The sequence below is a fragment of the Glutamicibacter sp. NPDC055354 genome (genome assembly GCF_053644955.1).
Genome location: NZ_JBSHMB010000002.1, coordinates 379,396 through 403,181, shown reverse-complemented (window position 1 = coordinate 403,181; position 23,786 = coordinate 379,396). Strand labels below are relative to the sequence as shown.

26 protein-coding genes and 1 riboswitch are annotated in these 23,786 nt (G+C 60.3%); of the genes, 8 read left to right on the top strand and 18 right to left on the bottom strand.

The genetic code is table 11. The features are described from left to right. Positions 1 to 55: 55 nt before the first annotated feature. Positions 56 to 175, bottom strand: a riboswitch (SAM riboswitch). Positions 176 to 347: 172 nt separating this feature from the next. After that, a complete protein-coding gene (locus ACWICV_RS12105) occupies positions 348 to 992 on the top strand; it encodes a VOC family protein (protein WP_332498748.1) in 645 nt (214 codons plus the stop codon). Positions 993 to 1,053: 61 nt separating this feature from the next. Here ACWICV_RS12105 and ACWICV_RS12100 read toward each other — a convergent pair whose 3' ends face one another. Both ACWICV_RS12100 and ACWICV_RS12095 read right to left on the bottom strand, forming a co-directional pair. Beyond that, the gene (locus ACWICV_RS12100; RefSeq protein ID WP_332489387.1) at positions 1,054 to 1,470 is read right to left on the bottom strand and encodes a GNAT family acetyltransferase; all 417 of its coding nucleotides are present in this window, start codon (positions 1,468 to 1,470) and stop codon (positions 1,054 to 1,056) included. Positions 1,471 to 1,488: 18 nt separating this feature from the next. After that, positions 1,489 to 2,271 carry a CPBP family intramembrane glutamic endopeptidase gene (locus ACWICV_RS12095; protein ID WP_332489388.1) on the bottom strand — a complete coding sequence of 261 codons (783 nt, stop codon included), beginning with the start codon at positions 2,269 to 2,271 and terminating at the stop codon, positions 1,489 to 1,491. A 96-nt stretch (positions 2,272 to 2,367) separates the two neighbouring features. Between ACWICV_RS12095 and ACWICV_RS12090 the strand changes: the two genes are divergently transcribed. Both ACWICV_RS12090 and ACWICV_RS12085 read left to right on the top strand, forming a co-directional pair. Further along, positions 2,368 to 3,213, top strand: coding sequence for a phosphotransferase family protein (locus tag ACWICV_RS12090; RefSeq protein WP_332502610.1), 846 nt, complete (start codon positions 2,368 to 2,370; stop codon positions 3,211 to 3,213). 89 nt (positions 3,214 to 3,302) lie between these two features. Next, entirely contained in the window at positions 3,303 to 3,737 is a 435-nt protein-coding gene (locus tag ACWICV_RS12085) for a hypothetical protein (protein WP_332489328.1), read from the top strand. Positions 3,738 to 3,885: 148 nt separating this feature from the next. Here the strand turns inward: ACWICV_RS12085 and tpx are convergent, their stop codons facing one another. After that, complete coding sequence (gene tpx / locus ACWICV_RS12080; protein WP_332489327.1) at positions 3,886 to 4,383, bottom strand: thiol peroxidase; 498 nt, start codon at positions 4,381 to 4,383, stop codon at positions 3,886 to 3,888. 98 nt (positions 4,384 to 4,481) lie between these two features. Here tpx and ACWICV_RS12075 point away from each other — a divergent pair, with 98 nt between their 5' ends. Next, the gene (locus ACWICV_RS12075) at positions 4,482 to 5,108 is read left to right on the top strand and encodes a class I SAM-dependent methyltransferase (protein ID WP_454133272.1); all 627 of its coding nucleotides are present in this window, start codon (positions 4,482 to 4,484) and stop codon (positions 5,106 to 5,108) included. A gap of 8 nt (positions 5,109 to 5,116) precedes the next feature. Here the strand turns inward: ACWICV_RS12075 and ACWICV_RS12070 are convergent, their stop codons facing one another. The 8 genes from ACWICV_RS12070 to tdh all read right to left on the bottom strand — a co-directional run bounded on the left by ACWICV_RS12070 (position 5,117) and on the right by tdh (position 14,023). Further along, positions 5,117 to 5,248, bottom strand: coding sequence for a hypothetical protein (locus ACWICV_RS12070; protein WP_286134590.1), 132 nt, complete (start codon positions 5,246 to 5,248; stop codon positions 5,117 to 5,119). Between the two features lie 435 nt (positions 5,249 to 5,683). Then, complete coding sequence (gene hutI, locus ACWICV_RS12065) at positions 5,684 to 6,871, bottom strand: imidazolonepropionase (RefSeq protein WP_454091069.1); 1,188 nt, start codon at positions 6,869 to 6,871, stop codon at positions 5,684 to 5,686. Between the two features lie 136 nt (positions 6,872 to 7,007). Next, positions 7,008 to 7,955 carry a carbohydrate ABC transporter permease gene (locus tag ACWICV_RS12060; RefSeq protein WP_105661767.1) on the bottom strand — a complete coding sequence of 316 codons (948 nt, stop codon included), beginning with the start codon at positions 7,953 to 7,955 and terminating at the stop codon, positions 7,008 to 7,010. Continuing rightward, positions 7,952 to 9,091 carry a carbohydrate ABC transporter permease gene (locus tag ACWICV_RS12055; RefSeq protein ID WP_454091068.1) on the bottom strand — a complete coding sequence of 380 codons (1,140 nt, stop codon included), beginning with the start codon at positions 9,089 to 9,091 and terminating at the stop codon, positions 7,952 to 7,954. The genes ACWICV_RS12060 and ACWICV_RS12055 overlap by 4 nt, the downstream gene beginning before the upstream one ends. Before the next feature lie 68 nt (positions 9,092 to 9,159). Then, the gene (locus ACWICV_RS12050) at positions 9,160 to 10,518 is read right to left on the bottom strand and encodes an ABC transporter substrate-binding protein (RefSeq protein ID WP_400290265.1); all 1,359 of its coding nucleotides are present in this window, start codon (positions 10,516 to 10,518) and stop codon (positions 9,160 to 9,162) included. Between the two features lie 134 nt (positions 10,519 to 10,652). After that, complete coding sequence (locus ACWICV_RS12045; protein ID WP_400290263.1) at positions 10,653 to 11,669, bottom strand: LacI family DNA-binding transcriptional regulator; 1,017 nt, start codon at positions 11,667 to 11,669, stop codon at positions 10,653 to 10,655. 70 nt (positions 11,670 to 11,739) lie between these two features. Beyond that, on the bottom strand, positions 11,740 to 12,939 hold the full coding sequence (locus ACWICV_RS12040; RefSeq protein ID WP_402472437.1) for a glycine C-acetyltransferase: 1,200 nt from the start codon (positions 12,937 to 12,939) through the stop codon (positions 11,740 to 11,742). 31 nt (positions 12,940 to 12,970) lie between these two features. Beyond that, positions 12,971 to 14,023: an L-threonine 3-dehydrogenase gene (gene tdh, locus ACWICV_RS12035; RefSeq protein ID WP_105657175.1), complete on the bottom strand. Its 1,053-nt coding sequence runs from the start codon at positions 14,021 to 14,023 to the stop codon at positions 12,971 to 12,973. A gap of 135 nt (positions 14,024 to 14,158) precedes the next feature. On the opposite strand from tdh, the gene ACWICV_RS12030 reads away from it, so the two are divergent. Next, positions 14,159 to 15,070, top strand: coding sequence for a LysR family transcriptional regulator (locus ACWICV_RS12030; RefSeq protein ID WP_105657174.1), 912 nt, complete (start codon positions 14,159 to 14,161; stop codon positions 15,068 to 15,070). 154 nt (positions 15,071 to 15,224) lie between these two features. Here the strand turns inward: ACWICV_RS12030 and ACWICV_RS12025 are convergent, their stop codons facing one another. After that, positions 15,225 to 16,187: a carbohydrate ABC transporter permease gene (locus ACWICV_RS12025; RefSeq protein ID WP_332595285.1), complete on the bottom strand. Its 963-nt coding sequence runs from the start codon at positions 16,185 to 16,187 to the stop codon at positions 15,225 to 15,227. Positions 16,188 to 16,535: 348 nt separating this feature from the next. On the opposite strand from ACWICV_RS12025, the gene ACWICV_RS12020 reads away from it, so the two are divergent. Continuing rightward, a complete protein-coding gene (locus ACWICV_RS12020; protein ID WP_105657172.1) occupies positions 16,536 to 16,901 on the top strand; it encodes a hypothetical protein in 366 nt (121 codons plus the stop codon). Positions 16,902 to 17,341: 440 nt separating this feature from the next. On the opposite strand, the gene ACWICV_RS12015 is transcribed toward ACWICV_RS12020, so the two are convergent. Together ACWICV_RS12015 and ACWICV_RS12010 are read right to left on the bottom strand one after the other, a co-directional pair. After that, on the bottom strand, positions 17,342 to 18,172 hold the full coding sequence (locus tag ACWICV_RS12015; RefSeq protein ID WP_400290260.1) for an aldo/keto reductase: 831 nt from the start codon (positions 18,170 to 18,172) through the stop codon (positions 17,342 to 17,344). A gap of 44 nt (positions 18,173 to 18,216) precedes the next feature. Continuing rightward, the gene (locus ACWICV_RS12010) at positions 18,217 to 19,398 is read right to left on the bottom strand and encodes an MFS transporter (protein WP_400290258.1); all 1,182 of its coding nucleotides are present in this window, start codon (positions 19,396 to 19,398) and stop codon (positions 18,217 to 18,219) included. 114 nt (positions 19,399 to 19,512) lie between these two features. On the opposite strand from ACWICV_RS12010, the gene ACWICV_RS12005 reads away from it, so the two are divergent. Both ACWICV_RS12005 and ACWICV_RS12000 read left to right on the top strand, forming a co-directional pair. After that, positions 19,513 to 19,959 (top strand): MarR family winged helix-turn-helix transcriptional regulator, encoded by a 447-nt coding sequence (locus tag ACWICV_RS12005; protein WP_332487755.1) that lies wholly within the window; start codon positions 19,513 to 19,515, stop codon positions 19,957 to 19,959. 55 nt (positions 19,960 to 20,014) lie between these two features. Continuing rightward, the gene (locus ACWICV_RS12000) at positions 20,015 to 20,668 is read left to right on the top strand and encodes an HAD family hydrolase (protein WP_454133277.1); all 654 of its coding nucleotides are present in this window, start codon (positions 20,015 to 20,017) and stop codon (positions 20,666 to 20,668) included. 26 nt (positions 20,669 to 20,694) lie between these two features. On the opposite strand, the gene ACWICV_RS11995 is transcribed toward ACWICV_RS12000, so the two are convergent. The 4 genes from ACWICV_RS11995 to ACWICV_RS11980 all read right to left on the bottom strand — a co-directional run bounded on the left by ACWICV_RS11995 (position 20,695) and on the right by ACWICV_RS11980 (position 23,783). After that, positions 20,695 to 20,817, bottom strand: a complete 123-nt coding sequence (locus tag ACWICV_RS11995) for a hypothetical protein (RefSeq protein WP_454091066.1) — start codon at positions 20,815 to 20,817, stop codon at positions 20,695 to 20,697. A gap of 48 nt (positions 20,818 to 20,865) precedes the next feature. Beyond that, complete coding sequence (locus ACWICV_RS11990; protein WP_454091065.1) at positions 20,866 to 21,975, bottom strand: low temperature requirement protein A; 1,110 nt, start codon at positions 21,973 to 21,975, stop codon at positions 20,866 to 20,868. Between the two features lie 97 nt (positions 21,976 to 22,072). Next, entirely contained in the window at positions 22,073 to 22,717 is a 645-nt protein-coding gene (locus ACWICV_RS11985) for an isochorismatase family protein (protein ID WP_332487761.1), read from the bottom strand. Positions 22,718 to 22,859: 142 nt separating this feature from the next. Then, complete coding sequence (locus ACWICV_RS11980) at positions 22,860 to 23,783, bottom strand: aminoglycoside phosphotransferase family protein (protein WP_454091064.1); 924 nt, start codon at positions 23,781 to 23,783, stop codon at positions 22,860 to 22,862. Positions 23,784 to 23,786 lie beyond the last annotated feature (3 nt).

Below are 23,786 nucleotides of genomic sequence, written 5' to 3'. Positions count from 1 at the left end.
ACGCCACTGAAAAGACACCGACAGGAAGCACCATATCGTGACGACTTCCAGGGGTAACCCGCGCTTGTCCTTGATGCCTTGTGCGTTCAAGGGCCAGGTCTTCACCCGGGGCACCCCACCGCGGTTGGAGGGTTGCCGCCCAGTAAGCCGGGGCTTGTTACTGGGACTCATGACCTGGTACCAGTTTGCCCGAAAACCGAAGATCTTTGCAACGCAAGGGCTCGTCATTGGACTCAATCGGTCATATTTCGCGAATATTGCAGGTTCATCGCAGAGTATTCGATAGCATCACGGCACTTAGGTGTGCCTAAGTAGAGACTCGCATCACATGTTGCCATGATGGGCACATGATGAGGCTAGATCACGTAAGTTATGCATGCGGCCCAGACGGGCTGTTGCCAACCGCTGAAAGAATCTCCGAGTCCCTTGGACTGGAATTCGTCAAGGGCGGCGTGCATCCACGATTCGGAACACGCAATGTCATCTTCCCGCTCAAGCATGGCCAGTACCTGGAGGTGGTTGAAGTCCTGAACCACCCGGCCAGCGACAAGGCACCCTTCGGACAGGCGGTTCGCGCCCGTTCGGAGCTCGGCGGCGGCTGGATGGGCTGGTGCGTCTCGGTGGAGGACCTATCCAGTGCCGAGGACCGCTTGGGCCGCAAGTCGGTGCCGGGCAACCGGAAGTTCCCTGATGGCCGCGAACTGACCTGGCAGCAGATTGGCATCAAGGGCCTGATCGCCGATCCGCAGTGCCCGTACCTGATTTCCTGGGATGAAGGATCCGAGGAGCTGCATCCGTCCAAGGCGCTGGAACCTGCCGGCGCCATCAGCCAGATCGCCATCGCCGGCTCGCGTGAACGGGTGCTGGATTGGCTGGGCCAGCCGCAGAACGTCAATTTGGGCGCTGTCACCATGCAATATGAAGCGCCGAATGGCACTCCGGGCATCATGTCGGTTACCTTTGAGACCGAGTCCGGAACCGTGGTGCTGTAAACAGTTCCGCAGAGATCGCAAGTAGGCGGGGACAATGGCGTCCCCACCTACTTTCTTTTCCTTAAGGCCGGTCCAGCCGCTTCCCCAGGACCGCGACGTGCTGGTCTTCGAAGCCCAGCCGTTCATAGAAATCGATGACGGCAGAGTTCTCCTCGCGGACCATGAGCTGCACCTTGGGCACGCCTAGATCCCGCAGCCACAGGACAGCGGCATCCACCAGCGCCCTTCCCAGTCCGTTGCCCTGCCGGCACGGATCCACCGCAACATAGTAGAGCCAACCTCGGTGGCCATCATGGCCAACCATCGCAGTAGCCATGAGTTGATCGTTCTCAACGATGGACAGCACCGTGGAAGTAGGCTCGGCCAAAGCCCGTCGGGCGTCGGCGAGCGCATCATTCCACGGACGAGTCAGCCCAGTTGCTTCCCACAATTCAACTGCTTGGCGAAGGTCCTCTTCGCGCAGCACGGTAATCTGCATTGGCTCAGCTTACCGGCGCTACTGGCCGATTCCGATGGCCGGCCCGACCAAGGCGTATCCCACGAAGCCGATGGCATCAAGCAGGAAGTGCGCGATAACCAGCGGCATCACCCGCCCGTACTTCTGGTATACCCAGCCGAAGACGACGCCCATGAGCATATTGCCGATCATCGGCCCCACCCCCTGGTACAGGTGGTAGCTGCCTCGGATCATCGCAGAACCAATAATCGTGCTCCACAGGCCCAGCTTCAATTTCTTGGCGTAGGTGAACAAGAATCCGAGCATCAGCACTTCTTCGAGGACTGCATGACGTGCAGCCGACAGCAGAAGCACTGGGACGCTCCACCAATAATCGCCAAGATTCGCTGCTGACAGTGCCGTGGTGACGCCCAGTGCCCGCCCAGCGGCATAGACGCCCAGCGTTCCTACTCCCATGGCCAAGAACATCCCCGCCCCGAGCAGTGCGTCCTTGCCCGGCTTGCGCATATCGAAACCGATGTCCCGGATAGTTCGTCCGGTCGTGCGCTTCATCAGGTAGAGCGCCAGCACGACGGGTACCAAGGCAAAGAAGATGTCCAGCAGCTGGTAGGAGAAATCAAAGAACTCGCGGGTGCTCAGCGGGTTGTTCAGCGATGTAGTCTGCTCGCGCAGCGGCGCCCGGGTGACCTTGTCGGCAAAGCTCAGCAGCGAGTAGACCGCGCTTTGTCCCAAAGACAGGGCAAGAACCAAGACGATCTCGAATTTGAGGGTCTTGCGGGTTGCTGTCTGCTTAGATTGTTCAGCGTTCACGTTTCCGATCATAGGCTGATCTGGCTGTGCGCGTACTGAGCAGCCACGTGGCAAACCTGCGATAGCCTGAGGTTGAGACCACCAGCAAGCTGAACGAGAAGAGTGCGAGTGAGCCGTCCTGCCACCATTGGAGAACTGCAGATTGCCCGTCAGCTCTGCCCCGATCTTTCCTGGGAAGATGCGGCCGTGAACGAAGGCGGACAATTCCACAAGGTGGTCATTGGCAATCCGCAAGCGGTGATTCGCATGGCGCGCACGCCAGCGGCCACGGAGCAGATGCCCCGTTCCGTCAAGCTGCTGTCTTTGCTGGAGGGCCAGCTCAACTACCAGATTCCGGTGGCGGTTTCCGAGATCCTGCACGTCGACGGACTCAGCTCCGTGGCCATGTCTTTCATCCCCGGCAGCGCCCATGAACCGCATTACGGGGATCCGAAGGTGCTGGGACAGCTGGTCAAGGATTTGGCCGAGCTGCCGCTGGAGCCGATCAGCGAGCATCTGGCCAAACCGTTTTCATTCCGTGGCGAATGGACCCAGGCCAGGCAGCAGCAATGCTTCGATGCGCTGCCCGAGGAACTGCGAGGGCCTGCTACCGAGCTCTGGGCCCAGCTCGATTTCCTGGCGCAGGTTCCTGCGGGCTTGGTTCATGGCGATTTGGCCGGCCACAACATGCATTGGATCGGCGAGAAACTGGTTGGCATCTTGGACTGGGACCTGGCCGCTGCGTGGGACCCGGCTTTGAACACCGCTTACCTGAGCCTGTGGCATGGGTTGGAAATGGCGGATTTGATTGCTCCCAGCGCCGAGGAAGCATACCGGGCCAAAATCTGGTTGGGCCTGATGAGTCTTGAACGGCTATCGGATACGCTCTCGCGCACCGACAACCCGAAGATGGGCAAGCTCATGCGCAAGATTGGTCCGCGCATCCTCACCGCCGCGCAGACGGTACGGAAGTGAGCTCCTCGCTAACCATTCATCCCGTCGCGACAGCATTCTCACCAACCAGAATCCGATATCGAACTGTAGCTTCCTAAGCGAGGAAAAATATGACCCTGAAAAACGCATTCGCTCTCATTGCCCTCGTAGGAACTTCAATGGCGTTCACAGGTTGCTCCCTCAGCGATTCCAGCAGTCCTCCTCCACCAGGTACAGATTCGATGATGCCGCTGCAAGACCATGAGCTGGCTGCCATCAGCACAGAAATTGATAGGAAAGACCAGAATATCTCCCTTGCTATTCCGCTCCGCGGCGGCAAATATACGGTAGTGCTCGAATGCTCGGGCGAAGACATGTCGTCCAGCATCGCATGGCAAAGCGATGAGAAACCTGACAAAGGAGAAATCAGCGTTCCCTGCACCCATGACGGCGCAAACGCCCGCGAAGAGATTTCTCTAAACGGCTACTCAAGTTCGCTCACTTTCGTCGCAAGAGAGTTGCAAGGACACGAACTTACGGTATCAATTGCCTCAAACGCGACTTAGCACTTGATGATGATCCCTCCCGATGTCTTCGTCTATCAGGATCTAGCGAAACATTATTTTGTTCAAACGCGTTGAAAAAGCAAAATGCCCACCCGAGCACGATGCTCAGGTGGGCATTTTGGCGTATCGTCTCCGATACAAAGAATATCTAGTTCAGTGCTGAGATGGCTGCCTCGTAGTCCGGCTCGGTGGTGATCTCCGGGACGATCTGGTTGTAAACAACCTTGCCGTCTTCATCCAGGACTACAACCGAACGGGCCAGCAAACCAGCTAGTGGACCGTCAACCTGGGTGACGCCATAGTCCGAACCGAAGTCGGAACGGAAGACCGAAGCAGCGGTAACGTTCTCGATGTCTTCGGCACCGCAGAAGCGTCCCAGAGCGAATGGCAAGTCAGCAGAAACGCACACCACGGTCGTGTTCTCCAGACCCGCAGCCAATTCGTTGAAGCGACGCACGCTGGCAGCGCAAACGCCGGTATCAACCGACGGGAAGATGTTCAGGACAACGCGACGGCCAGCCAGCGATTCGCTGGTGACATCTGCAAGGCCGGTGTCGGTGAGAGTGAAAGCTGGAGCCTGCGAGCCAACGGCCGGCAGATCACCAATAGTCTGTACAGGGGTTCCCTTGAAAGCAGTATTAGCCATAGGTCTTGTTTATCATGAATGCCTAATCCGGAGCTATATTTTCTGCCTACTAGCGCAAACAAGTCGCTCACCTCTCGTTCCTATGCAAAACTGTGGACATGGGCCCCGACTACGATTCATACGCAGCGAAGATGCGTGCTCAGACCCTTGACGGCACTGATTTGGAAGTAGTCGCCCGTTTCACCGACATGCTCTGCCGCCGCAATTCACGAATTCTCGATATCGGTTGCGGGGTAGGCAACACCGTCAACGCCTTGCGCCGCTTGGGACACCGTGGCTACGGCATAGATCCCACACCCCAAGTGCTGGATGTAGCTGCAGAGCTATTCGACGGGAGCTGGTTCCGGCAGCTATCGGCGAACCAGCTGGCCGTGGGCTCATTGGGCGAGCATGACCTGCCAAGGACGTACGACGCCCTATTGTTGACCGGTAATGTGCCTGCTTTCATTTCTCGCGATGAACTGCGAGGCGTTTTCAACTTAGCCGATCAGGTGCTCAGCGTCACGGGCGTACTCGTTGTCGGAACCACCCGCCATGCCAACGGCGGACCGGAAGACCAGGACGAACTCCGCGAAGGAACCTCGCTGCAGCTCGTGCAGCGATTCGCCGACTGGCATTTAGCTCCCTACCGTTCTGGCTCCCAATGGTCGGTGAGCGTGTACGCGCGCACCGGTCAGCGTTCAGGATTCGAGAGCCCAGATGGAATATTCATTCTGCCCTCCTAGCCTCGTGGCTATTTGCGAAACGCCGCCAGGTATTCAACAGGCGGCAAGCTTTTCAAGGCCTGGAATCGCTGCCTAAATGCGACCGCTGTTTCGTAGCCAACTGACTTTGCAAGAGCAGCTGCCGTTTCATCGGTTTCCACGAGCCGCAGGCAAGCCTCTTTTATTCTCAGTGACATTGGGACAGTGGGCATCCCCATGCAGAACTGTGCTGAGCCAAGCGGGAGAATTGCCCATGGCTCCGGGCACGAGACGCTGATTTCCCAGCGCTAGGAAGCTACCGGTCTGGGAAGGCACGGAGGCTTGCCTCGATCTCACCAGAAGCCGCCACCAGTCGTCGGGAATTGGGAGTAGCGGACCTGCGTGGCCAGCAGGGGCAGGCATTGAAGGCTTCTCATCGCTTCGATCTACCGGGCGGACAGAATGCAGAGTCCTAGTTTTGCTTACGGCTTGGACTGCTTCAATCCGCGGCACGGCCCGGGGCCGAGGAATCCTTGCGGCTGGATCCCTGCCGTCCCTATCCCCCTTCTCTGGGCGCGCGCGATCCAGACAAATTTTGGATGGGCTCTCACATAGCTCTAGATCGCTTTGCCGGCCCGATACACGCTGTGGGTCAGGTTCATCCCGGGACGGTACGCCAGATGCGCAGCAACTGGCGCGTCAAGAACATGCAGATCCGCGCGCTTGCCGATCTCAATAGATCCCACTTGGTCGGCAACGCCCAGCGCGAGCGCCCCTCCGTAGGTTGCCGCCTCGATGGCTTCAGCCAGGGTCAGGTCCATTTGGAGCACTGCGGTAGCCACGCAGAAGTTCATGTTGCTCGTGTAGCTGGTACCCGGATTGCAGTTGCTCGCCAGTGCGATTCGCACGCCTGCATCGAGCAGTGCACGGCCCGGGGCCAGCGGTTGCCGTGTGGACAGGTCGCAGGCGGGCAAGCAGGTGGCGACGGTGCCCGCAGTCCCTGTTCTTGTTGCAGTGTCCCAGCCAGCCCAGCTTCCGGCGAGCGCATGGAGGTCCTGTTCGTCCAGGTAATTCACGTGGTCTACCGAGTGGCTGCCGAACTCTACGGCCAGCTTCACGCCCGGCCCTGGACCCAGCTGGTTTCCGTGGACCTTCGTCGCCAGTCCCTTGTTCCTTGCGGCGTCCAGGACCCGGCGCGACTGTTCTTCGGTGAATGCGCCGCGTTCGCAGAAGACATCCACGAAGTCGACGTTGGCCGCCACGGCATCCAGCATCGGTCCGGTGACCAAATCGGTGTAGTCATCGGCATCCCATCCTGCCGGGACCAAGTGAGCGCCAAGGAAAGTCAGGGAATCGACCAGCGGCTTGCCCAGCACCGAATGCCGGATTTCTTCTTCCAGTGCCAGGCCGTAGCCGGTCTTGGTTTCCATCCAGGTGGTGCCCATCGCCAGAGCTTCACGGCGGCGATCAGCCACGAGGTCGGCCAGTTCCTTGTCCGAGAGCTGCCCGGTGGCCGATGTGGTGACCGCGATGCCTCCAGCGGCATAGGACTGGCCTGCCATGCGGGCTACGAACTCCTCGGCGCGGTCGCCGCCGAAAATCAGGTGGCTGTGGGAATCAACCCAACCGGGCAGCACCGCACGGCCGCCCAAATCGATCTCGTGTCCCGCAGCAGGTGCATGCGCCATGTTGCCGATCCATGCAACCAGTCCGTCCTCGATCAGCACCGCCGCGTCTTCCAGCACGCGCCCCTTCGCGTCAACCGTAGTCAGCTGTCCAATGTTGGTAAGCAACAGGGTTGCCATGAGCGCTCCGCCTTCGTGGTATTTCCAATCCTTTAGCCAAGAGCCTACCCATGGCTCGTTGCCTATGGGGCAGAACAATAGGGTGCCCGTCTGGGATTTCAGACTGGCACCCTATTGTTCCCACTGCAGGCCAGGGTTACCCCTTGGTGGCACCTGCCAGCAATCCCCGCACGAAGAACCGTTGCAGGGCGAAGAAGACCGCCAGCGGAATGATCATCGAGATGAAAGCGCCTGCGGTGAGCAGCTCCCAGGATTGCCCGTAGGTACCCGAGAGGTCCTGGAGCGCTTTCGTGATCGGCAAGCCTCCACCCGAGGTGAAGACCGTCGCCACCAAGAGGTCATTCCACACCCAGAGGAACTGGAAGATTCCGAAGGAAGCAATAGCCGGCATCGACAGGGGCAGGACGATTTTCGAGAAGATCTTCCCGTGCCCGGCTCCGTCAACACGAGCAGCCTCGATGACCTCATCGGGGATCTCCGAAATGAAGTTGTGCAGCATGAAGATCGCCAACGGCAAGGCGAAGATCGTGTGGGCAATCCAGACCTTGGCGTAGGCGCCATCCAGCCCGTTGACTCCCAAGCCCGGCAGGATGTACAGCCCACCGATCTTCACTCCGTCCGAGAACAGCTGGAGCAGCGGAACCAGCGCCATCTGGATCGGAACGATCTGCAGGGCGAAAACGAGAACGAAGAGCGTATTGCGCCCCTTGAAGTTGATCCACGCGAAAGCGTAGGCAGCCAAGCTGGCGACAAGGATCGGCACGATCGCCGCCGGAATGGTGATGACCAGCGAATTCAGGAACGCCTTGGACAGCGGAAGGCTGTCGCCGGAGGCAAAGGCCTGCGCATAGTTATCGAGCGTGAATGAAGGATTGGACAGGGCCGTCCACCAGCCCGAGGTCTTGATGTCATCAGCCTGCCTGAAGGAGGAGACAAACAGGCCGAAGGTGGGGATGGTCCACACCGCGGCAATGATGAACGCCGCAATGGTGGCTGCGCGGGAGGTGGTGGCTTTGCGCAGTTTCCCGCTGGTTTTCTCGGTAGCTGCCAAGAGGCGTCGAGAGGATTCGCTGACGGTGCTCATCGGACTCCCCTTTGCTTCTTATGCTGGCGGACGTTGTAGATGATGATCGGCAGTACCAGGATGAACAGGATGACGGCCAGGGCCGAGCTGTAGCCGGTGCGTGCCCCGAGCTGGAACTGGCGCACCATTTCGAATGCCAGCACCGTTGTATCCGAGCGTCCGCCGGTCATCGAAGAGACGATGTCGAAGACCTTGAGCGAGGCAATGGAAATGGTGGTCAATACGACGATGACGGTGGAGCGGATCCCCGGCAGCGTGACATTGGCGAAACGCTGCCATGGGCTGGCCCCGTCCAGGGAGGCTGCTTCGATTTGCTCTGCGGGCACGCCCTTGATGGCCGCGGACAGGATGACCATGGCGAATCCCGCCTGTGTCCAGATCAGGATGACCACCAGGAACAACGTGTTCCACGGTTCGAGCCCGAGCCAGTCGACCGGGGTGGCCCCGAATGCCGTGATGATCGCGTTGAGCACGCCTATTTGCTCGCCCTGGCGGATGTCGTAGAAGAACTTGAAGATGATCGACGCGCCAACGAAGGAAATCGCCATGGGCATGAACACCAGCAGCTTGAAGAACTTCTCGCCACGGCTCTTGTCGATGAATACCGCGTAGGCCAATCCGATAATAGTGGAGACCACGGGCGCCACCAGAACCCACACCAGGGTATTGAGCAGGGCGGTCAGGCCATCGGGGCTGGTGAACACCCAGAGGAAATTCCCCAGGCCGACGAAGCCGGATCCGTCGTTGGCCATGAAGGCGCTGACCGCGGTGCGGACCGTGGGGTAGATCAAGCCCATAGCGAGCAGCAGCATGGCCGGAGCCAGGAAACCGGACAGCTGCACCAGCGAGCCGGCGCCGGATCGCGAGCGCCGGTCCAGGAAAAACAGCACCGCACCGAGCACCGCGGCCAGCGCGGCCACCCACATCACGGAGTTGTACAGGCCCAGGACCAGCAGGATCGCCACCGGGACCAAGACCGCGGCGGCAAAGCGCACGACGGCGAAAACCCGTCCGCCCTTGGTCGCTATCTCGACAAAGGCGAGGATCGCTGCGATCAAGACCGCGAAGACAACCAGGACGATCGGCACTTGGACTAGCGGCGGAACGCCAGCCAGCCACTGGAAGAATTCAGACATGCGCTCAGGCTCCTACAATCCCGCCAACGACCGGGGCTCCCGGCCGTTGGCGATGGACCAGATGGCGACTAGGAGTCATAGCCGGACTGGATATTTTCAAGCACTTCCTTGGTCGGCTTGCCATCGATCCAGTCCACCAGGCCCTTCCAGAAGGAGTCGGAGCCGACGCTCTTGGGCATCAGATCAGACCCGTCGAAGCGGAAAGTGGTGTTCGGATCCTGCAGCAATTCAACAGCGGAACGCAGCAGGTCGCTGCTGGCGTTCTCCGGATCAAGCCCGGAGTTCGCCGAGATCACGCCGCCGAGTCCAACGCGGCTATTGGCCCAATCCGCGCTGGCCAGGTATTCCTGGACCTTGGCGGTATCCTCATCATTGGAGAAGGCGGCAACGAATTCACCGCCGCCTACAACAGATACGGGGTCATCGGCTTTGGCTGGCGGGGCAACGAAAGCCCAGACATCCCCGTCAGGCGCCACGGTAGCTTTCTCGCCATCGGCGTTCTTGGAATCCAGGACGTATCCTTCCAGGAAGGATGCCTGGTGGGTCAGCGGGCAGGTTGCCTTGGCCACGGCCGTGCCAACATCGCCGAAGGCGGTGGCGTTGATCGACTTCACGTCGCCATATCCGGCGTTGACTTGCTCTGGGTCCAGCAGGATCTTTCCAACGGATTCGAAGGCGCTGGTGATTTCTGGCGAAGTGAATTCCAGATCGCCCGAAACCCACTTGTCGTAGGCTTCGGTTCCGGACTGGCGCAGGACCGCGTCTTCAATCCAGTCGGTGCCCGGCCATCCCGATGCCTCGCCCGAGGCGAATCCGGCACACCAGGCCGGTTCATTGGTCTGCTTCGAGATTTCGGTGCCCAGGGTGGTCATTTCATCCCAGGTTTCCGGGACGCTCAAGCCCCACTGCTCGAACTGCTTGGGCGAGTACCAGATGTAGCCTTTCACGCTGGCCATCAGCGGCACCCCGTACTGCACCCCATCGACCTTGCCGTAGTTCTGCCAGTCCTCGGACCAGTTGCTCTGCAGCTGGGACTGGACTGCCTCGGGAAGTTGCTGCACCTTGCCCTGGGCCACGGTGGCCTGCAGCAAGCCGGGTTGCGGGAAGACGGCCAGGTCCGGGGTGTCGCCGCCCTGGACCTTGATTCCGATTTGGGATTCGAAGTTCTTGTCGCCGGTGTAGCGGATCTTGATGCCGTTCTCCTCGGACCACTTGGCCCAGGATTCTTCCAGCAGTTCGGCTTCAATGCCGGTGACCGGACCGTAGATATCGACGACTCCGTCGGCTTGGCCCACTTGGGCTTCGCCGCCGCCGGAGGCGTTGGGGTCATTGGGGTCTGCTCCGCCCGAGCAACCGGCCAGGAGCAGGCCGATTGCTGCCACCGAGATAACCGGCGCGAACTTCAGCCCACGTTTTGCTTTAGTCATGATGCCCTCCACGTTGGGTAATGCCCTGCCGGATGAGGCGGCCTGGCACGAGTGATCCCCTCAATAGTGACGCAGGTCATCGACGCGCGTCAACAGTTATGGGTGAACACCGTGGAGAAAATGGCGCGGGCAGGTCATCGCGGTGCCGGGCCCGAGCTGTCCCGGACCACCATCAGCGGCGCGACCAGTTGCTGCACCGGCGCCTGGGAGCGCCCCTCGATCTGCTGCACCAGGGCGTCCACCGCGGCATGGGAAATGGCCTCCCCCGGCGGGGCTACCGTGGTCAGCGCCGGGGCAACCATCTCGGCCGAACGGTCCCCGACCCCCAGGGCGATCACCGAGAGGTCATCGGGGATCCGCAACGCAGCTAGGCCAGCGGCGTTGACAAATCCCGCGGTGGCGAACTCCTTGAGCGCAAGCACCGCAGTGGGTCGCGGGTGCAGTTCCAGATAGGCATCCAGCGCCGCGCGGCCGCCGCGGGCGTTGTTTTCCACCGGCACTTCCTGCATCGCCATGCCCCGATCGCGCACGGCATCGCAGATGGCCCGGGCCGTGCGGACGGCCGGGCCGTTGCCGGCTTCCTGGTCTTCCACCGATACGTTGATGTACATGATGGATTGGTGGCCGAGGCTCGCCAAATAATCCACCGCGATGCGCCCGGCCTGGGCAAAATCATTATCGACATAGGACAGGTCCGCGCTGTCATCGGGACGGCCAATGGAGGCAAAGGCAATGCCCGCGCGCCGCAGGACATCAAAGCGCGGGTCATTGATCGACACTTCCATCAAGAGCACCCCGGCCACCAGCTTCTGCCCGACCAGGCTTTCCAATCCCATGGCATCGGTCATCGGGTTGGACCACAACAGCATGTGGTAGCCCAGCGCGCGGGCACGCTCCATGGCGGCGGTGACGTACTCGAACTCGGTGGAAGAATAGCCGTCCAGGCTGGTGGGAAAGTGCAGGGCAAGGATGCCCCGGCGCGATCCGGCCAGGCCCTGGGCAAAGGCATCCGGGGTGTAGTTCAACTCCCGCATGGCCGCCAGGACCCTGGCCTTGGTCGCCTCGGAAATGGTGCGCCGGCCGCTGATCACGTAGGACACGGTACTAGGAGATACGCCGGCCAAGCGCGCCACGTCGTTCCTGGTGGCCATGAGCCCACCGCCTTTGGTTATTCCAACTCGTCATCCCTATTGAAACACGGCGGCGGGCAATCCCCCTGGGTCAGCGGCTGGCGACGAATGCCTGCACGCAGGCCTCGATATCCTCAGCCGAATGCGCGGCAGAAAGCTGGACGCGGATGCGCGCGGCGCCCTTGGGCACTACCGGGAAGCTGAAGGCCGTGACGAAGACGCCCTGCTCCAGCATCTTGCCTGCGACCTCTGCGGCCTTGACCGCGTCGCCGAACATCACCGGAATGATGGCGTGCTCGCCGTCGAGCAATTCGAAGCCCTCTTCGGTCATGCGGCGGCGGAAGTGCGCAGCGTTCTCGAAGAGCTTCTCGCGCAGGTCCCCGGAGTCCACCACCAGGTCCAGCGCCTTCAACGTGGCAGCCACGATCGATGGAGCCAGCGAGTTGGAGAACAGGTACGGGCGGGCCTTCTGGCGCAGCATCGCGACAATCTCGCCGCGGCCGGACACGTAGCCGCCCGAGGCGCCGCCCAATGCCTTGCCGAAGGTGCCGGTGTAGATGTCCACGCGGTCTGAGACTCCTGCATGCTCCGGGGTGCCTGCCCCGGTGGCGCCCATGAAGCCCACGGCGTGGGAGTCATCGACCATGACCAGCGCGTTGTACTTGTCAGCCAGATCGCAGATGGCCTCCAAGGGAGCCAGGTAGCCGTCCATGGAGAAGACGCCATCGGTGACGATGATGGTGCGGCGGGCGCCCGCCCCGCCGTTGAGCTGCGCGGCGGATTGCAGCTGGGTTTCCAGGTCGGCCATGTCCTGGTTGGCGTAGCGGAAGCGCGCGGCCTTGGACAAGCGGATGCCATCGATGATCGAGGCGTGGTTCAGCGCATCGGAGATGATGGCGTCTTCCTTGCCGAACAGCGATTCGAACACGCCGCCGTTGGCATCGAAGCAGCTGGAGAACAAGATGGTGTCCTCGGTGCCCAGGAATTTAGAGAGCTTGGCTTCCAGGTCCAGGTGCAGGTCCTGGGTGCCGCAGATGAAGCGGACCGAGGCCATGCCGAAGCCGCGCTCATCCATGGCGGTCTTGGCCGCGTCGATGATCTGCTGGTTATCGGCCAAGCCCAGGTAGTTGTTGGCGCAGAAATTCAGCACCTTCCGTGCATCGTCGCCCAGCGAGCCGGCCATGATGGAAGCGGACTGGGCCGAGTCGATGTGGCGTTCTGCCTTGAACAGGCCGGAGGACTTCAGCTCGTCCAATTCGGCGGCAAGCTGGTCTTTGAGATCCGTGTACATTGCAAATGCTCCTTGTTGATGCGGGAAATTCTTAGCCTGAGAAAACGGTCCAGTCGAGCACGACCTTGCCGCCGTGCCCGCTGCGAGCAGCTTCGAATCCCTGCTGCCATTCGGTGGCCGGCAGGAAGTCGGTAACCACCGAGGCAATGCGCTCGCGCATCACCTCCGAGGAGGTGAGCATGGCGCTCATGGCGTACCAGGTCTCGAACATTTCGCGGCCGTAGATGCCGCGCAGGGTCAGCATGTGGGTGACAACCTTGCCCCAGTTGATGTCGATCGAGGTGCTGGGCAAGCCGAGCATGGCGATCTTGCCGCCATGGTTCATGTTCTCGATCATTTCCGGCAGGGCGGTCTTGTGCCCGGACATTTCCATGCCGTAGTCGAAGCCTTCGACCATGCCCAGCTTCTGCTGCGCTTCCTTGATGCGGGTGGTCGCGACATTCACGGCCAGATCGATGCCCATGGACTGGGCCAGTTCCAGGCGCTGCTCGGAGACATCGGTGATGGCGATGTTGCGGGCGCCGACGTGGCGGGCCACTGCCGCGGCCATCAGGCCGATGGGTCCGGCGCCGGTAATCAGCACGTCCTCGCCCACCATCGGAAACTGCAGTGCGGTGTGCACGGCATTGCCGAACGGGTCGAAGATGGCGCCGAGCAGTGGGGTGATGCGCTCATCGCGGTGGATGTAGACATTGCTTTCGGGGATCACCACGTATTCGGCGAATGCGCCGTCACGCTGCACGCCTACCGAATCGACGTTGATGCACATCTGCTTGCGTCCGGCGCGGCAGTTGCGGCACAGGCCGCACACAACGTGGCCTTCACCCGAGACGCGGTCGCCGATCTTGACCCCGTGCACGAAGTCGCCGATTTCCACGACCTCGCCGTAGAACTCGTGGCCCGGAACCAGCGGGGTGTTGATCATGGCCTTGGCTGCATCATCGTAGGCTTCGATGTGCAGATCGGTGCCGCAGATTCCGGCGGTCATGACGCGGATCTTGACCTCGTGGGCGCCGGTCTCTGGTTCTGGGCGATCAACGAGTTCCAGCCCCGCGTGCGGGCCGGACTTGTACAGTGCTTTCATGCGGGTTCCTTTGGATTGGGCACCTGGGTGCGCGCAACACAGACATGGGGTCGCTTCAAGTGTCGCACCCGACAGCACGGTACAACACCTTAGAAGATCACTGATTTACTGATCCAACGATTTAGAATTTACTTCATGGAATTGCATCAGTTGAGGATTCTGCGTGAACTCGCGGATTTGGGCAGCGTCAACGCCGTGGCGAAGGCCCTTTTTGTCTCGCCCTCGGCGGTCTCGCAGCATTTGGCCCAACTGCAGCGCAATTTCCCTGTGCCACTGACACAGAAAGAGGGACGGCGGCTAGTACTCACCAGCCAAGGAAGGATCTTGGCACAAGCCAGCGCCCAGGTTGCTTCAACTCTCGCCGAGGCAGACTCCAAGATCAGGAACTATGAAGGCAACTTTGCCCAACCGGTACTCATCGCTGGATTTCATTCCATTGGCCAAACGATCTTCGCGCCGTTACTGAATTCCGGTGATGATGACCTGCCGCCCTTGCGTTTCTTTGATGAAGACGTTTCACAACAAGATTTTCCGGCCCTAACTTCTACATATGATCTGGTCCTCGCTCACCGAATGCCGCATACCGAGGCCTGGCCTGCCGACAGAGTTTCCGTAATCCCATTGGCCTTCGAACCCCTAGATATTGCTGTGCATCAAGATCATCCACTGGCACGGTTTGAAAGTCTCTCGCCAGCTCAAGTTATCGAAGAGCCTTGGGTGGTCTCCCGCCCAGGATTCTCGCCGGCTGATGTGCTCGATACCATCGCCGCGTTGTCGGGGTCGGCTCCTCGAATTGAGCATCGGGTCAACGACTACGGCACGGCAGCCGCACTGGTACGAGCCAGTCATTGCTTGGGAATTTTGCCTCGCTTCACTTCGCGGTCCATGCTGGGCAAGGATGTGACTTTACGACCAGTTTCAGGCTTGGAATCCGGTCGACAAATCGACATCCTGGTACGCGCCGAACACCTTCACAGACCGACAGTTATTCGAGTTATCGATGCCCTCAGAGAGACGGCGCGGAAGTTGGTGGCCGAAAATCTCTAGCGCCGGGTTAGTTCGCGTTGGAGGCCATTTCTTGGGAGGCTTTTCCACTTTCCCGGACAGCTCCGAACAGCAAGGCGGCCAGCTCAACCTAGAGCGTTGAGCTGGCCGCTTTGCTGACCAATGATGTAAAAATACCGAGCCTTGGGCATTCCGCTTATTTGATGGCGCCAGCTGTCAGGCCTGCTTTCCAGAAGCGTTGCAGGAACAGGAATAGCAACAGCAACGGAATCACGGAAACCAGTGCTCCAACGACTAACAGCGACATTGGCACCTTGCCATTGGAAGCAAACCAAGCCACCAAACCCACTGTCACGGGCTGCAATGAGGAGTCATTGATGACCATTGCAGGCAACAGATAGTTATTCCAGATTTCTACAAAATTGAACAAGAAGATGGTCACCAGCGCGGGCGTCATCATGCGCACACCCACGCGGAAGAAGATCCCAACTTCACTTACCCCGTCAAGACGCGCTGCTTCAATTACTTCGTCAGGTACGGACTGCGCGGCGAAGACTCGCGAAAGGTATACACCGAAGGGGCTGACGATACTGGGCAGCAGGACAGCCAATGGATTATTGATCAATCCCAGCTCTGAAAACATGAGGTACAGGGGCAAAGTGAAAAGAATCTTGGGAATTAGTACCGCTGCTAGCACCACACTGAAAACTACTTCGCGTCCACGAAAGCGGTATTTGGCCATGGCATAGCCAGCCATCGATACCAGTAACGTCCCAACCAGGGCACCGATCCCGGCATAAAATACGGAATTCATAATCCACCGCAGGAAAATTCCGTCGCGTGCCGCCAACAACTCGGCGATGTTGTTCCCCAGGTGCATTCCGTTGAACCAAAAACCTGGAGCAGCAAACTGCTCGCCCATCGGTTTTGAAGCCGACACCAGTAACCACCATATTGGTGCTAGGAAATAAATCGCAAAGCATCCCAACACGATAGTGACAATCAGCCGACTCAACAACGTAGTTTCACGATTTGATTGAACCGGTTTCACGGATACGAGCTTTCCCAGTCTGGATTTAGCAATCGTCGAGCCCGTCTCAGACTGATTGCGGTCCTGCGCGGTAGAAGTACTTATTTTCGAATCTACATGGACGCTCATGAATCGGATCCTCGACGCGGGCGCTCCGTCGCCAGGTAGGGTAAAGGCTGAGCGGATCCAACTTCTCCCAGCGTACGTCACCTCTTTGAGACAAAGCGCGCCCAGATTCACGGCCTTTGAACTTTCTACATTGTGCGCCTAAAACCAAACACGTTCAAACACCAGCCGTGCCGTAGCTCTGACAGTCCGGTTACACCAAAGTTTCATTCTTCAGTCACCTTGATAGTATGGCTTCAAATGGTTAAATGTCTTTCTCCGGTCATCATGCCAACTGTCCTTATTATCGGGTTGGCCTCTTGCTCGTCGATGCCTGAGGTCGATTGGAATCAGTCACAAAACGAGGCAAGTATGTTCCTAGAGGCAGCCACGTCTGCAAAGGGATCCCTCGGTGGGGGCACCCTGCGCGTTGGCCAAGGTACTCCGGGAGATACTGATTCGGGCATCGTTCTCAACTATGACTCCGGCGCCCGGATCACGGGGATCCGCGTCAGTTGCTTCGGAGAGGGAACGCTTCGACTCGGATTCGCTACCCAGACTGGGTCCAGTTGGAGCGGCAACGATACTGTCGAAGTCATCTGCAATGGCGAGGAGAACAACGTATCGGTTTCAGAGATCCTGTCTACGGCACAGGTCGATGCGGTGCAATTCAACGGCATCCTCGGTGAGGGAACGGGTGGAGTCCTCGCCGTGGCTATCTCCGGGGTGGCGAACTAACGCCCGCTGCAGTTGCAAGTTCGGCATTCGAAATCTCCAAAGGCGAACTTACGGCGCTGATAGGCATGATTCTCAAGCAAGTACGCGCCGTTGCGTTCTCCAACCGTGACTGCGGCAGAAAAAAATTTGCCGTACCAGCAGGATGCCGAACCGGAGACAGCACGCGTCGCCGATCTGTCTCCATTTGACTGTATAGCTGGCCGACGGGCGAAACATGATTTCTACCTACATTTTTCCGCAGAGCATTGATCAATGGAAACTGTACGATCCGCCGTATAGCTGTATCAGACGCATAGTCGTCCGTCACTCCATAATGCTTGTGGCCAGCCGGCGCCAGTGCAGAAAGTCCACATCCGAACAAATCCTCGGACTATCCAAGCCATAGATGCTGCCCGTGGCCCGATGAGGGCACAGGCAGCATCTTGGTTGTTGTCATCAAGTTAGCCGTTGAAGGTGTCCGGGTTTGGGCCGGTGCGTCCATCGCGATCAAGGGCATCAATGCTTGCCAGTTCGTCGCTGGTCAATTTGAAGCCGAACAAGTTCAAGTTGGCGATGATTCGTGATTCAGTCACAGACTTCGGGATGATCACCCGGCCCTGCTGCAGATGCCAGCGCAGGATGACCTGAGCCGCGGACACCTCATGTGCCTGAGCGATGCCCACGATGGTTTCGTCGGTGAGCATTGCACCCTGAGCCAGCGGGCTCCATGCTTCGGTGACGATACCGTGCTGCGCGTTAGCTGCAACGACTTCGCGGTTCTGCAAAGCTGGGTGGAGCTCCACCTGGTTCACGGCCGGAACGATGGTTCCTTCGGCGACCAGCTGCTTCAGGTGCTCAGGCTGGAAGTTGGAAACTCCGATGGCGCGGATCTTCTTCTCTGCATACAGCTTCTCCAGCGCCTTCCACGTCTCAACGTAGAGATTCTTTTCCGGGGCTGGCCAGTGAATCAAGTACAGGTCCAGGTAGTCCAGGCCCAAGCGCTCAAGACTTGCATCAAAGGCTTCCAGCGCCTGCTCGTAACCCATGTCCGCAATCCAGATCTTGGAGGTGATGAACAGGTCTTCTCGGGCGATGCCGGACTGGGCCAGTGCTGCGCCCACGCCTTCCTCATTGCCGTAGATGGCGGCGGTATCGATGCTGCGGTAGCCGGCCTTGAGCGCTGAACCCACTGCAGCAGTGGTCTCTTCGTTGGGAACCTGGAAGACTCCAAAACCTACCTGAGGCATTTCAACGCCATTGTTCAGCGTGATGGTTGGAATGGGGGTAGTCATGTCTAACTCCTAGAAATTGGTTGGGGACTGAACAAAACTGTGGATTAGCCAGCTGTAACCAGCTGGGGTGATGCTGCCGAAGACTTCTTGGCCAAGCCCATGGCCAGGAGAATAACGACCAGTGCGACGAGGGTGATCAGCGCGCCGATCCAGATCGGCGAGGTGTAGCCCAGGCCTGCCGCAATGCCCAGGCCGCCAGCCCATGCGCCCAGCGCATTGCCGACATTGAACGCACCGATATTGGCGCCGGATGCCAGGGTCGGTGCATTGCCGGCGTACTGCATGATGCGGCTTTGCAGACCGGGAACGGTTCCGAACCCGAAGCCGCCCATCAGCAGCAAAGCGATAACGGTGGCGATCTGGTTGCTTGCGAAGAATCCGAAGAGGACAAGGACCACCAGCAGTGCCGAGATGAAGATGAGCAGAGTGCGGTCGATGCTCTTGTCAGCCATGCGGCCACCGATCCAGTTGCCGACGAACAGACCCACGCCGAAGAGCATCAGCAGCCATGGAACGCTGGTCTCATTGAATCCGGTGACCTCGGTCAGGGTGTAGGCGATGTATGTGAAGGCGCCGAACATGCCACCGTAGCCAAGGACCGTGACACTTAGGGACAGCCAGACCTGCAGCGAGGTGAAGGCCCCGAGTTCTCTGCGCAGGGAGATGCCTTCGGCTGCGTGCTTGATGGCTGGCACCAGCACGAGGATGCCGATCAGGGCGATAACGCCAATGCCGGAGATGGCCCAGAAAGTCGAGCGCCAGCCGGAATGCTGCCCCAGCAGGGTACCGAAGGGAACACCCAGTACGTTGGCCGCGGTCAGCCCGGTGAACATGATGGCAATGGCGCCAGCCTTCTTGTTGGCCGGGACCAGGTCGGCTGCCACGACCGCGCCGATGCCGAAGAAGGCACCGTGGCACAGGGCAGCAATGACACGGCCGATCATGGCCACTTCGTACGTTGCTGCCATCGCGGTAAGCGAGTTGCCGATGATGAAAAGCACCAGCAAACCGACGAGCACCGGCTTGCGCGGCCAGCGGACGGTGGCTGCGGTCAGGCCGAGGGCGCCGACCACCACGCTCAATGCGTATCCGGAAATGAGCCAGCCAGCTGCGGCCTCGCTGACGCCGAAGTCGGCCGCCACATCCGGCAACAAGCCCATGATGACAAATTCGGTAAGCCCGATGCCGAAGGCACCGATGGCCAACGCAATAAGACCGAGCGGCATAGCGTTACTCCTGATAGACTAGATAAATTAGTTGCACACGCTTGTTATTGCGCGATGAACACTATCGTTGCACACGCAACTAACCAGCGCAAGCAAGTACTTTTGGAGGAACCGATGGGAATTGCAGATGATGCTGTCGAAATTCGGGCAAGAGGATGGCGCACTTTGGCGTCGTTGCACGGATTAATCGATACTGCACTTGAAAAGGACCTGACGGCGCAAGTGGGGCTCTCTGTGGTCGAGTACACACTTCTGGATGCCCTGAATCGTCAGGATGGCTGGCATATGCGCATGGCGCAGCTGGCCCGCGCCACGGCCCTGAGCCCCAGCGCAACGACGCGACTGGTTACCAGGCTCGAAGACCGCAATCTGCTCTCGCGGGTGCTGTGCGCCGATGACCGCCGCGGCATTTACACCGAGCTCACTGCCACTGGCCACGAGCTGTACCAGAAGGCCAAGCCCATTCACGATGCCACGCTGGAACGCGTGTTGAAGCAGGCAGAAGATCAGCCCGAGCTGGCGCCGCTGGCCCGCATTCTCCACGAGTTCTCTGCCGCGTAGCCAATTGCTGAATCCTTGGAAGGGACCGCCCTTGCTGCATCCGAAATTTTCCGCCGTGCTTTTCGATTGCGATGGCGTCCTGGTGGATTCCGAGTCCATCACCAATTCCGTGCTCCGCCAGATGCTCATCGAGCTGGGCTGGGAGATCAGCCCCGAGCAATGCATCGAGATCTTCATCGGCAAGGCGTTGAAAGACCAGTGGCAACCCATCCTCGACCAGACCGGATTCCGCTTCGACGACCAGTGGATTAGCCAGTTCCGCGCACGCCGCGACGAAGCGCTGCGCTCGGAGCTGCAGCCGATCCCCGGAGCGCTGGAAGCAGTCAAGCAGATTTCGGCGGTCTACGGCCAGAACATTGCCTGCGCCACTGGCGCAGACCGGGCCAAGGTCGAAATGCAGCTGGCCCTGGCCGGGTTCACCGAGTACTTCGGAGACCGGGTCTTCAGCGGCATGGAATGCCCACGCAGCAAACCGGCACCGGATGTCTACCTGGCCGCAGCCGCGTCACTGGGCCTTGACCCAGCTGGCGCACTGGTTATCGAGGACACTGCCACCGGGGTGGCTGCCGGGATCGCGGCCGGCGCGACGGTGTACGGCTATTCCAACGGCGGACCCACGAGCACTTCGCCCGAGCTGCTGCGCGCGGCCGGAGCAACCCAGGTGTTCAGCAGCATGGACGCACTGCCCGGCATGGCTTCCGGAGCATAATTGCCGGCTGGGCTGATCGAGTACCGCTACCCCGCAGGCTGATCCAGGACTCTGTCCAGGGATACTGCCAGCTTGCGCCAATACCCCAGCTCGTAGACGATGATCACGGTCAGCGGCGAGCACAGCAGCACCAGCAAGCAGGCCCACACCGGAACGCCCAGCTGGCTGAGCCCGGCCGCGGCCAGCGGCCAGCGGCATCAGGAACGTGGGCAATGCGCCCAGGTGAACATCGGGGCACCGAGCAACCAGGTCAGCAGCAGGGTAATGATGACCATGAAGGCGAAAACCGGAATCGCCAGAGCCACAATGACCACCACTGGGTCGGTAGCGGCTTCGGGATCATAAGCGTAGCCGATGGTGTGCAGCCCGGCGCCGATCGCGGCAATGGACGTGAAAAGCGCAATATGCCCGAAGATCCACGCCGCGGCCTTGTCCCGCCGCAAATGGAGCACCGGTCCGGAGGGCAGCTGGAAGTACGCCCACCACAGCGAGAAAGAAATCAGCACGCCCGCGGCGACCACCACGATGCTCTCGAAATTCCAGTTCGCCCATTGGGAGATCGTCCGGGCAGCTGCCAAGGTTCCCACGATGCATTCGCCCAGGGCAATGATCGACATGAGCGAATAGCGTTCCGCCAGATGGTGGGCGTGCCAGGGAATACCCGATTCGCCATGGGAACGGGCCACCCGCTCCGCAATCAGCGGTGCGCTGAAATCGATGATCCAGAAGACCGCCAGGCAGCACAACGCCGGAACCAGCGAGAGCGGAAGGAAGAGGAATGAGGTCCAGCCCAGCTGGGCAATGCCCACCCCGATAGCATTGCCGCGCGCTGACATCCGGTGCTGCGGATCGTGCCGGGCCACCCGCAGCCACTGCCCGATCAGCGCCACGCGCATGACAATGTAGCCGGCGACCATCACATTGGCATCAAGCACCGCCCCCTGATCGATGGAGGCGAACATCATCGGGATGCCGACCGCCAGCACGATGACGCCCGCCATCTGCACCAAGGTCAGGCTCCGGAACAGCCAGTCGTCGTTGTCTAAGGCCGAGGCCAGCCACGCGTAATTGGCCCAGGCCCAGATGATCGACAAGCACGCGATGGCGAAGGAGATGATGGCCGGCGCATAGTGCCCCACCTCGATGCCGTGGGCCAGCTCGCTGCCGGCAATTCCGAAGGCCGTGACAAACGTCAGGTCGAAGAACAGTTCCAAGGTGGTGGCGGTCCGGTTCTGCTCCTGCGGATCGCGTCCGCGCATGCGGTGCAGGCCGTGCTGATAGAAATCAAGACCCGTGCTGGCGGACATCGTGCGGCTTTCTCGAAAACTCAACGGAGGACATTCACAAGAATAGGTAACCGCCAGCTGGAATTATCGCATTGACGCCTCGGCAAATCCGCGGGGCCTACTTCCCAGCCGAATCCAGTTCATGCTTCAGCGGGAAGTACCAGCGCATGATCTTGCGCAATTTGTCCGAATCATCGCGGGCCCAGTTGCGCATGAGCTCGCCTCCGAAGGAAATGGCCGTGACCGGCTGGGCGCCGGCGGCTATCATCCGTTCGAAGGCGAAGTCGTGCGCCGCCTGGGATATGCCGCCCACCGCGTCGGCTACAGGATAGACCTCGTAGCCTTCGGAAAGCATGTCCAGGGTGGGAAAGGCGAGGCAGACCTCGGTCCACAACCCGGCCATGACCACCTTGCGCCGGCCGCTGCTTTCGATGGCCTGCCTGAACTCGGCATCCTCCCAGGCGTTGACTCCGCTGCGGTCGATTTCCTTGACCCCGGGCAGCTCGTCCTTGATCACCTGCGCGGTGCCTTGGTTGACTCCCATGTCCACGCCCACGGTCGAGAGCACCACCGGAATCCCGTACTCCGTAGCCAGCCGGCACAGCGCCACGACATTCAGATCGATCCGCTCGCGAGTGGTGGAAGTGACCGTGCCATACTGCTCGGGCTGGAAGTCGATCAACGCCAGCACGCAATTCTCCGGAGTGAGCAAGTGATCTGCGCGCTGATCGCGAACCGGTTCCGGCGAGGTTTTCTTGGGCATGTCCAGCTCATCATGGATCGATGAAGTTGCAAGAAACTTCGTGCGTGGCTTCAGGCTATCGCCGGCAACCGGGCCCGGCCAGTGCCCGGAGCAATTCCCCGGTCACTTCCAAGAATCCCGATCCGCGCCGGCCGGTTGCTGCTCACTTCCGGTACTGGCCGCCGGCGAGCAGCAGTCGCAGCGTCTGGCGCCCGATGCGGCCCAGCGGATCCTCCTCGGTAAGCGTTGCGGCAAGCATGGCGTAGCGCAGCGCCCATCCCCTGGACCGCTGCCACAGGTCGCTGCCCGGTTGGGCGCCGTAGCCTTCGAAAGCCGAGGCGGTGGCTTCGGCGCTGAAGTGCATCCACAGCATGCCCAGATCCGAGGCCGGGTCCCCGGCACACAAATCCCCGAAATCGATCAGCGCCGCTAGCTGGCAGCGGCCGTGCTGCTCAGTGATGACCGTATTGTGCGGATGCGGATCACCGTGCAACCACAGCGATGCCTTATCATGCGGCGCGGCGGACAATGCGTGGGACCAGAGGGCCTGCGCCGGACCTCGCAGCGGGGAGTCCAGCGCCGCAATCTGGCCGCAGGTTTTCGCATCGAGTGCGGCCAGCCCCACGCCCCGGAATTCGCTGCTGGGCGCTGCGGCTCCGGCAGGCTGGTGCAGCCGGTACAGGTACTGCGCAAATTCTCCGGCGTAGCCATCGCGCCTGCGGCGGTCCACCGTCGCGGCGCTGCGGCCCGGGACATAGGGGCAGATGGAGAACGTGAAGGGGTACTGCGGTGCGGGCCGTCCAACGAAGACCGGCATGGCGATGGGCAGGCCGGTCTCGGCGGCCAATTGCGGCAGCCAACGCCGTTCCTTGAGTCCAATGGCCTCGCCTAGTTCCCGGCGCGGCAGGCGCACCACCAGCTCAGCACCCAGCCGGTACACCTCGTTATCCCACCCGGTAGCCAGATAGGCAATGTCCTGGTTCGCCCAGTGCGGCGCCTGGCTAACCAGCAGGTGCCTGACCAGCTCCGCGTCAATTTCAACTTCGGCTGGCGGCATTCCCTTATCCGTGGAGACAGAAGAAGTCATTGC

Excerpts from the sequence above, each read along its gene's own strand:
- ACWICV_RS12105 (WP_332498748.1), top strand. The coding sequence starts at position 348 with ATGATGAGGCTAGATCACGTAAGTTATGCATGCGGCCCAGACGGGCTG.
- ACWICV_RS12100 (WP_332489387.1), bottom strand. The coding sequence starts at position 1,470 with ATGCAGATTACCGTGCTGCGCGAAGAGGACCTTCGCCAAGCAGTTGAA.
- ACWICV_RS12095 (WP_332489388.1), bottom strand. The coding sequence starts at position 2,271 with ATGATCGGAAACGTGAACGCTGAACAATCTAAGCAGACAGCAACCCGC.
- ACWICV_RS12085 (WP_332489328.1), top strand. The coding sequence starts at position 3,303 with ATGACCCTGAAAAACGCATTCGCTCTCATTGCCCTCGTAGGAACTTCA.
- tpx (WP_332489327.1), bottom strand. The coding sequence starts at position 4,383 with ATGGCTAATACTGCTTTCAAGGGAACCCCTGTACAGACTATTGGTGAT.
- ACWICV_RS12075 (WP_454133272.1), top strand. The coding sequence starts at position 4,482 with ATGGGCCCCGACTACGATTCATACGCAGCGAAGATGCGTGCTCAGACC.
- hutI (WP_454091069.1), bottom strand. The coding sequence starts at position 6,871 with ATGGCAACCCTGTTGCTTACCAACATTGGACAGCTGACTACGGTTGAC.
- ACWICV_RS12060 (WP_105661767.1), bottom strand. The coding sequence starts at position 7,955 with ATGAGCACCGTCAGCGAATCCTCTCGACGCCTCTTGGCAGCTACCGAG.
- ACWICV_RS12055 (WP_454091068.1), bottom strand. The coding sequence starts at position 9,091 with ATGTCTGAATTCTTCCAGTGGCTGGCTGGCGTTCCGCCGCTAGTCCAA.
- ACWICV_RS12050 (WP_400290265.1), bottom strand. The coding sequence starts at position 10,518 with ATGACTAAAGCAAAACGTGGGCTGAAGTTCGCGCCGGTTATCTCGGTG.
- ACWICV_RS12045 (WP_400290263.1), bottom strand. The coding sequence starts at position 11,669 with ATGGCCACCAGGAACGACGTGGCGCGCTTGGCCGGCGTATCTCCTAGT.
- ACWICV_RS12040 (WP_402472437.1), bottom strand. The coding sequence starts at position 12,939 with ATGTACACGGATCTCAAAGACCAGCTTGCCGCCGAATTGGACGAGCTG.
- tdh (WP_105657175.1), bottom strand. The coding sequence starts at position 14,023 with ATGAAAGCACTGTACAAGTCCGGCCCGCACGCGGGGCTGGAACTCGTT.
- ACWICV_RS12030 (WP_105657174.1), top strand. The coding sequence starts at position 14,159 with ATGGAATTGCATCAGTTGAGGATTCTGCGTGAACTCGCGGATTTGGGC.
- ACWICV_RS12025 (WP_332595285.1), bottom strand. The coding sequence starts at position 16,187 with ATGAGCGTCCATGTAGATTCGAAAATAAGTACTTCTACCGCGCAGGAC.
- ACWICV_RS12020 (WP_105657172.1), top strand. The coding sequence starts at position 16,536 with ATGTTCCTAGAGGCAGCCACGTCTGCAAAGGGATCCCTCGGTGGGGGC.
- ACWICV_RS12015 (WP_400290260.1), bottom strand. The coding sequence starts at position 18,172 with ATGACTACCCCCATTCCAACCATCACGCTGAACAATGGCGTTGAAATG.
- ACWICV_RS12010 (WP_400290258.1), bottom strand. The coding sequence starts at position 19,398 with ATGCCGCTCGGTCTTATTGCGTTGGCCATCGGTGCCTTCGGCATCGGG.
- ACWICV_RS12005 (WP_332487755.1), top strand. The coding sequence starts at position 19,513 with ATGGGAATTGCAGATGATGCTGTCGAAATTCGGGCAAGAGGATGGCGC.
- ACWICV_RS11990 (WP_454091065.1), bottom strand. The coding sequence starts at position 21,975 with ATGTCCGCCAGCACGGGTCTTGATTTCTATCAGCACGGCCTGCACCGC.
- ACWICV_RS11985 (WP_332487761.1), bottom strand. The coding sequence starts at position 22,717 with ATGCCCAAGAAAACCTCGCCGGAACCGGTTCGCGATCAGCGCGCAGAT.
- ACWICV_RS11980 (WP_454091064.1), bottom strand. The coding sequence starts at position 23,783 with ATGACTTCTTCTGTCTCCACGGATAAGGGAATGCCGCCAGCCGAAGTT.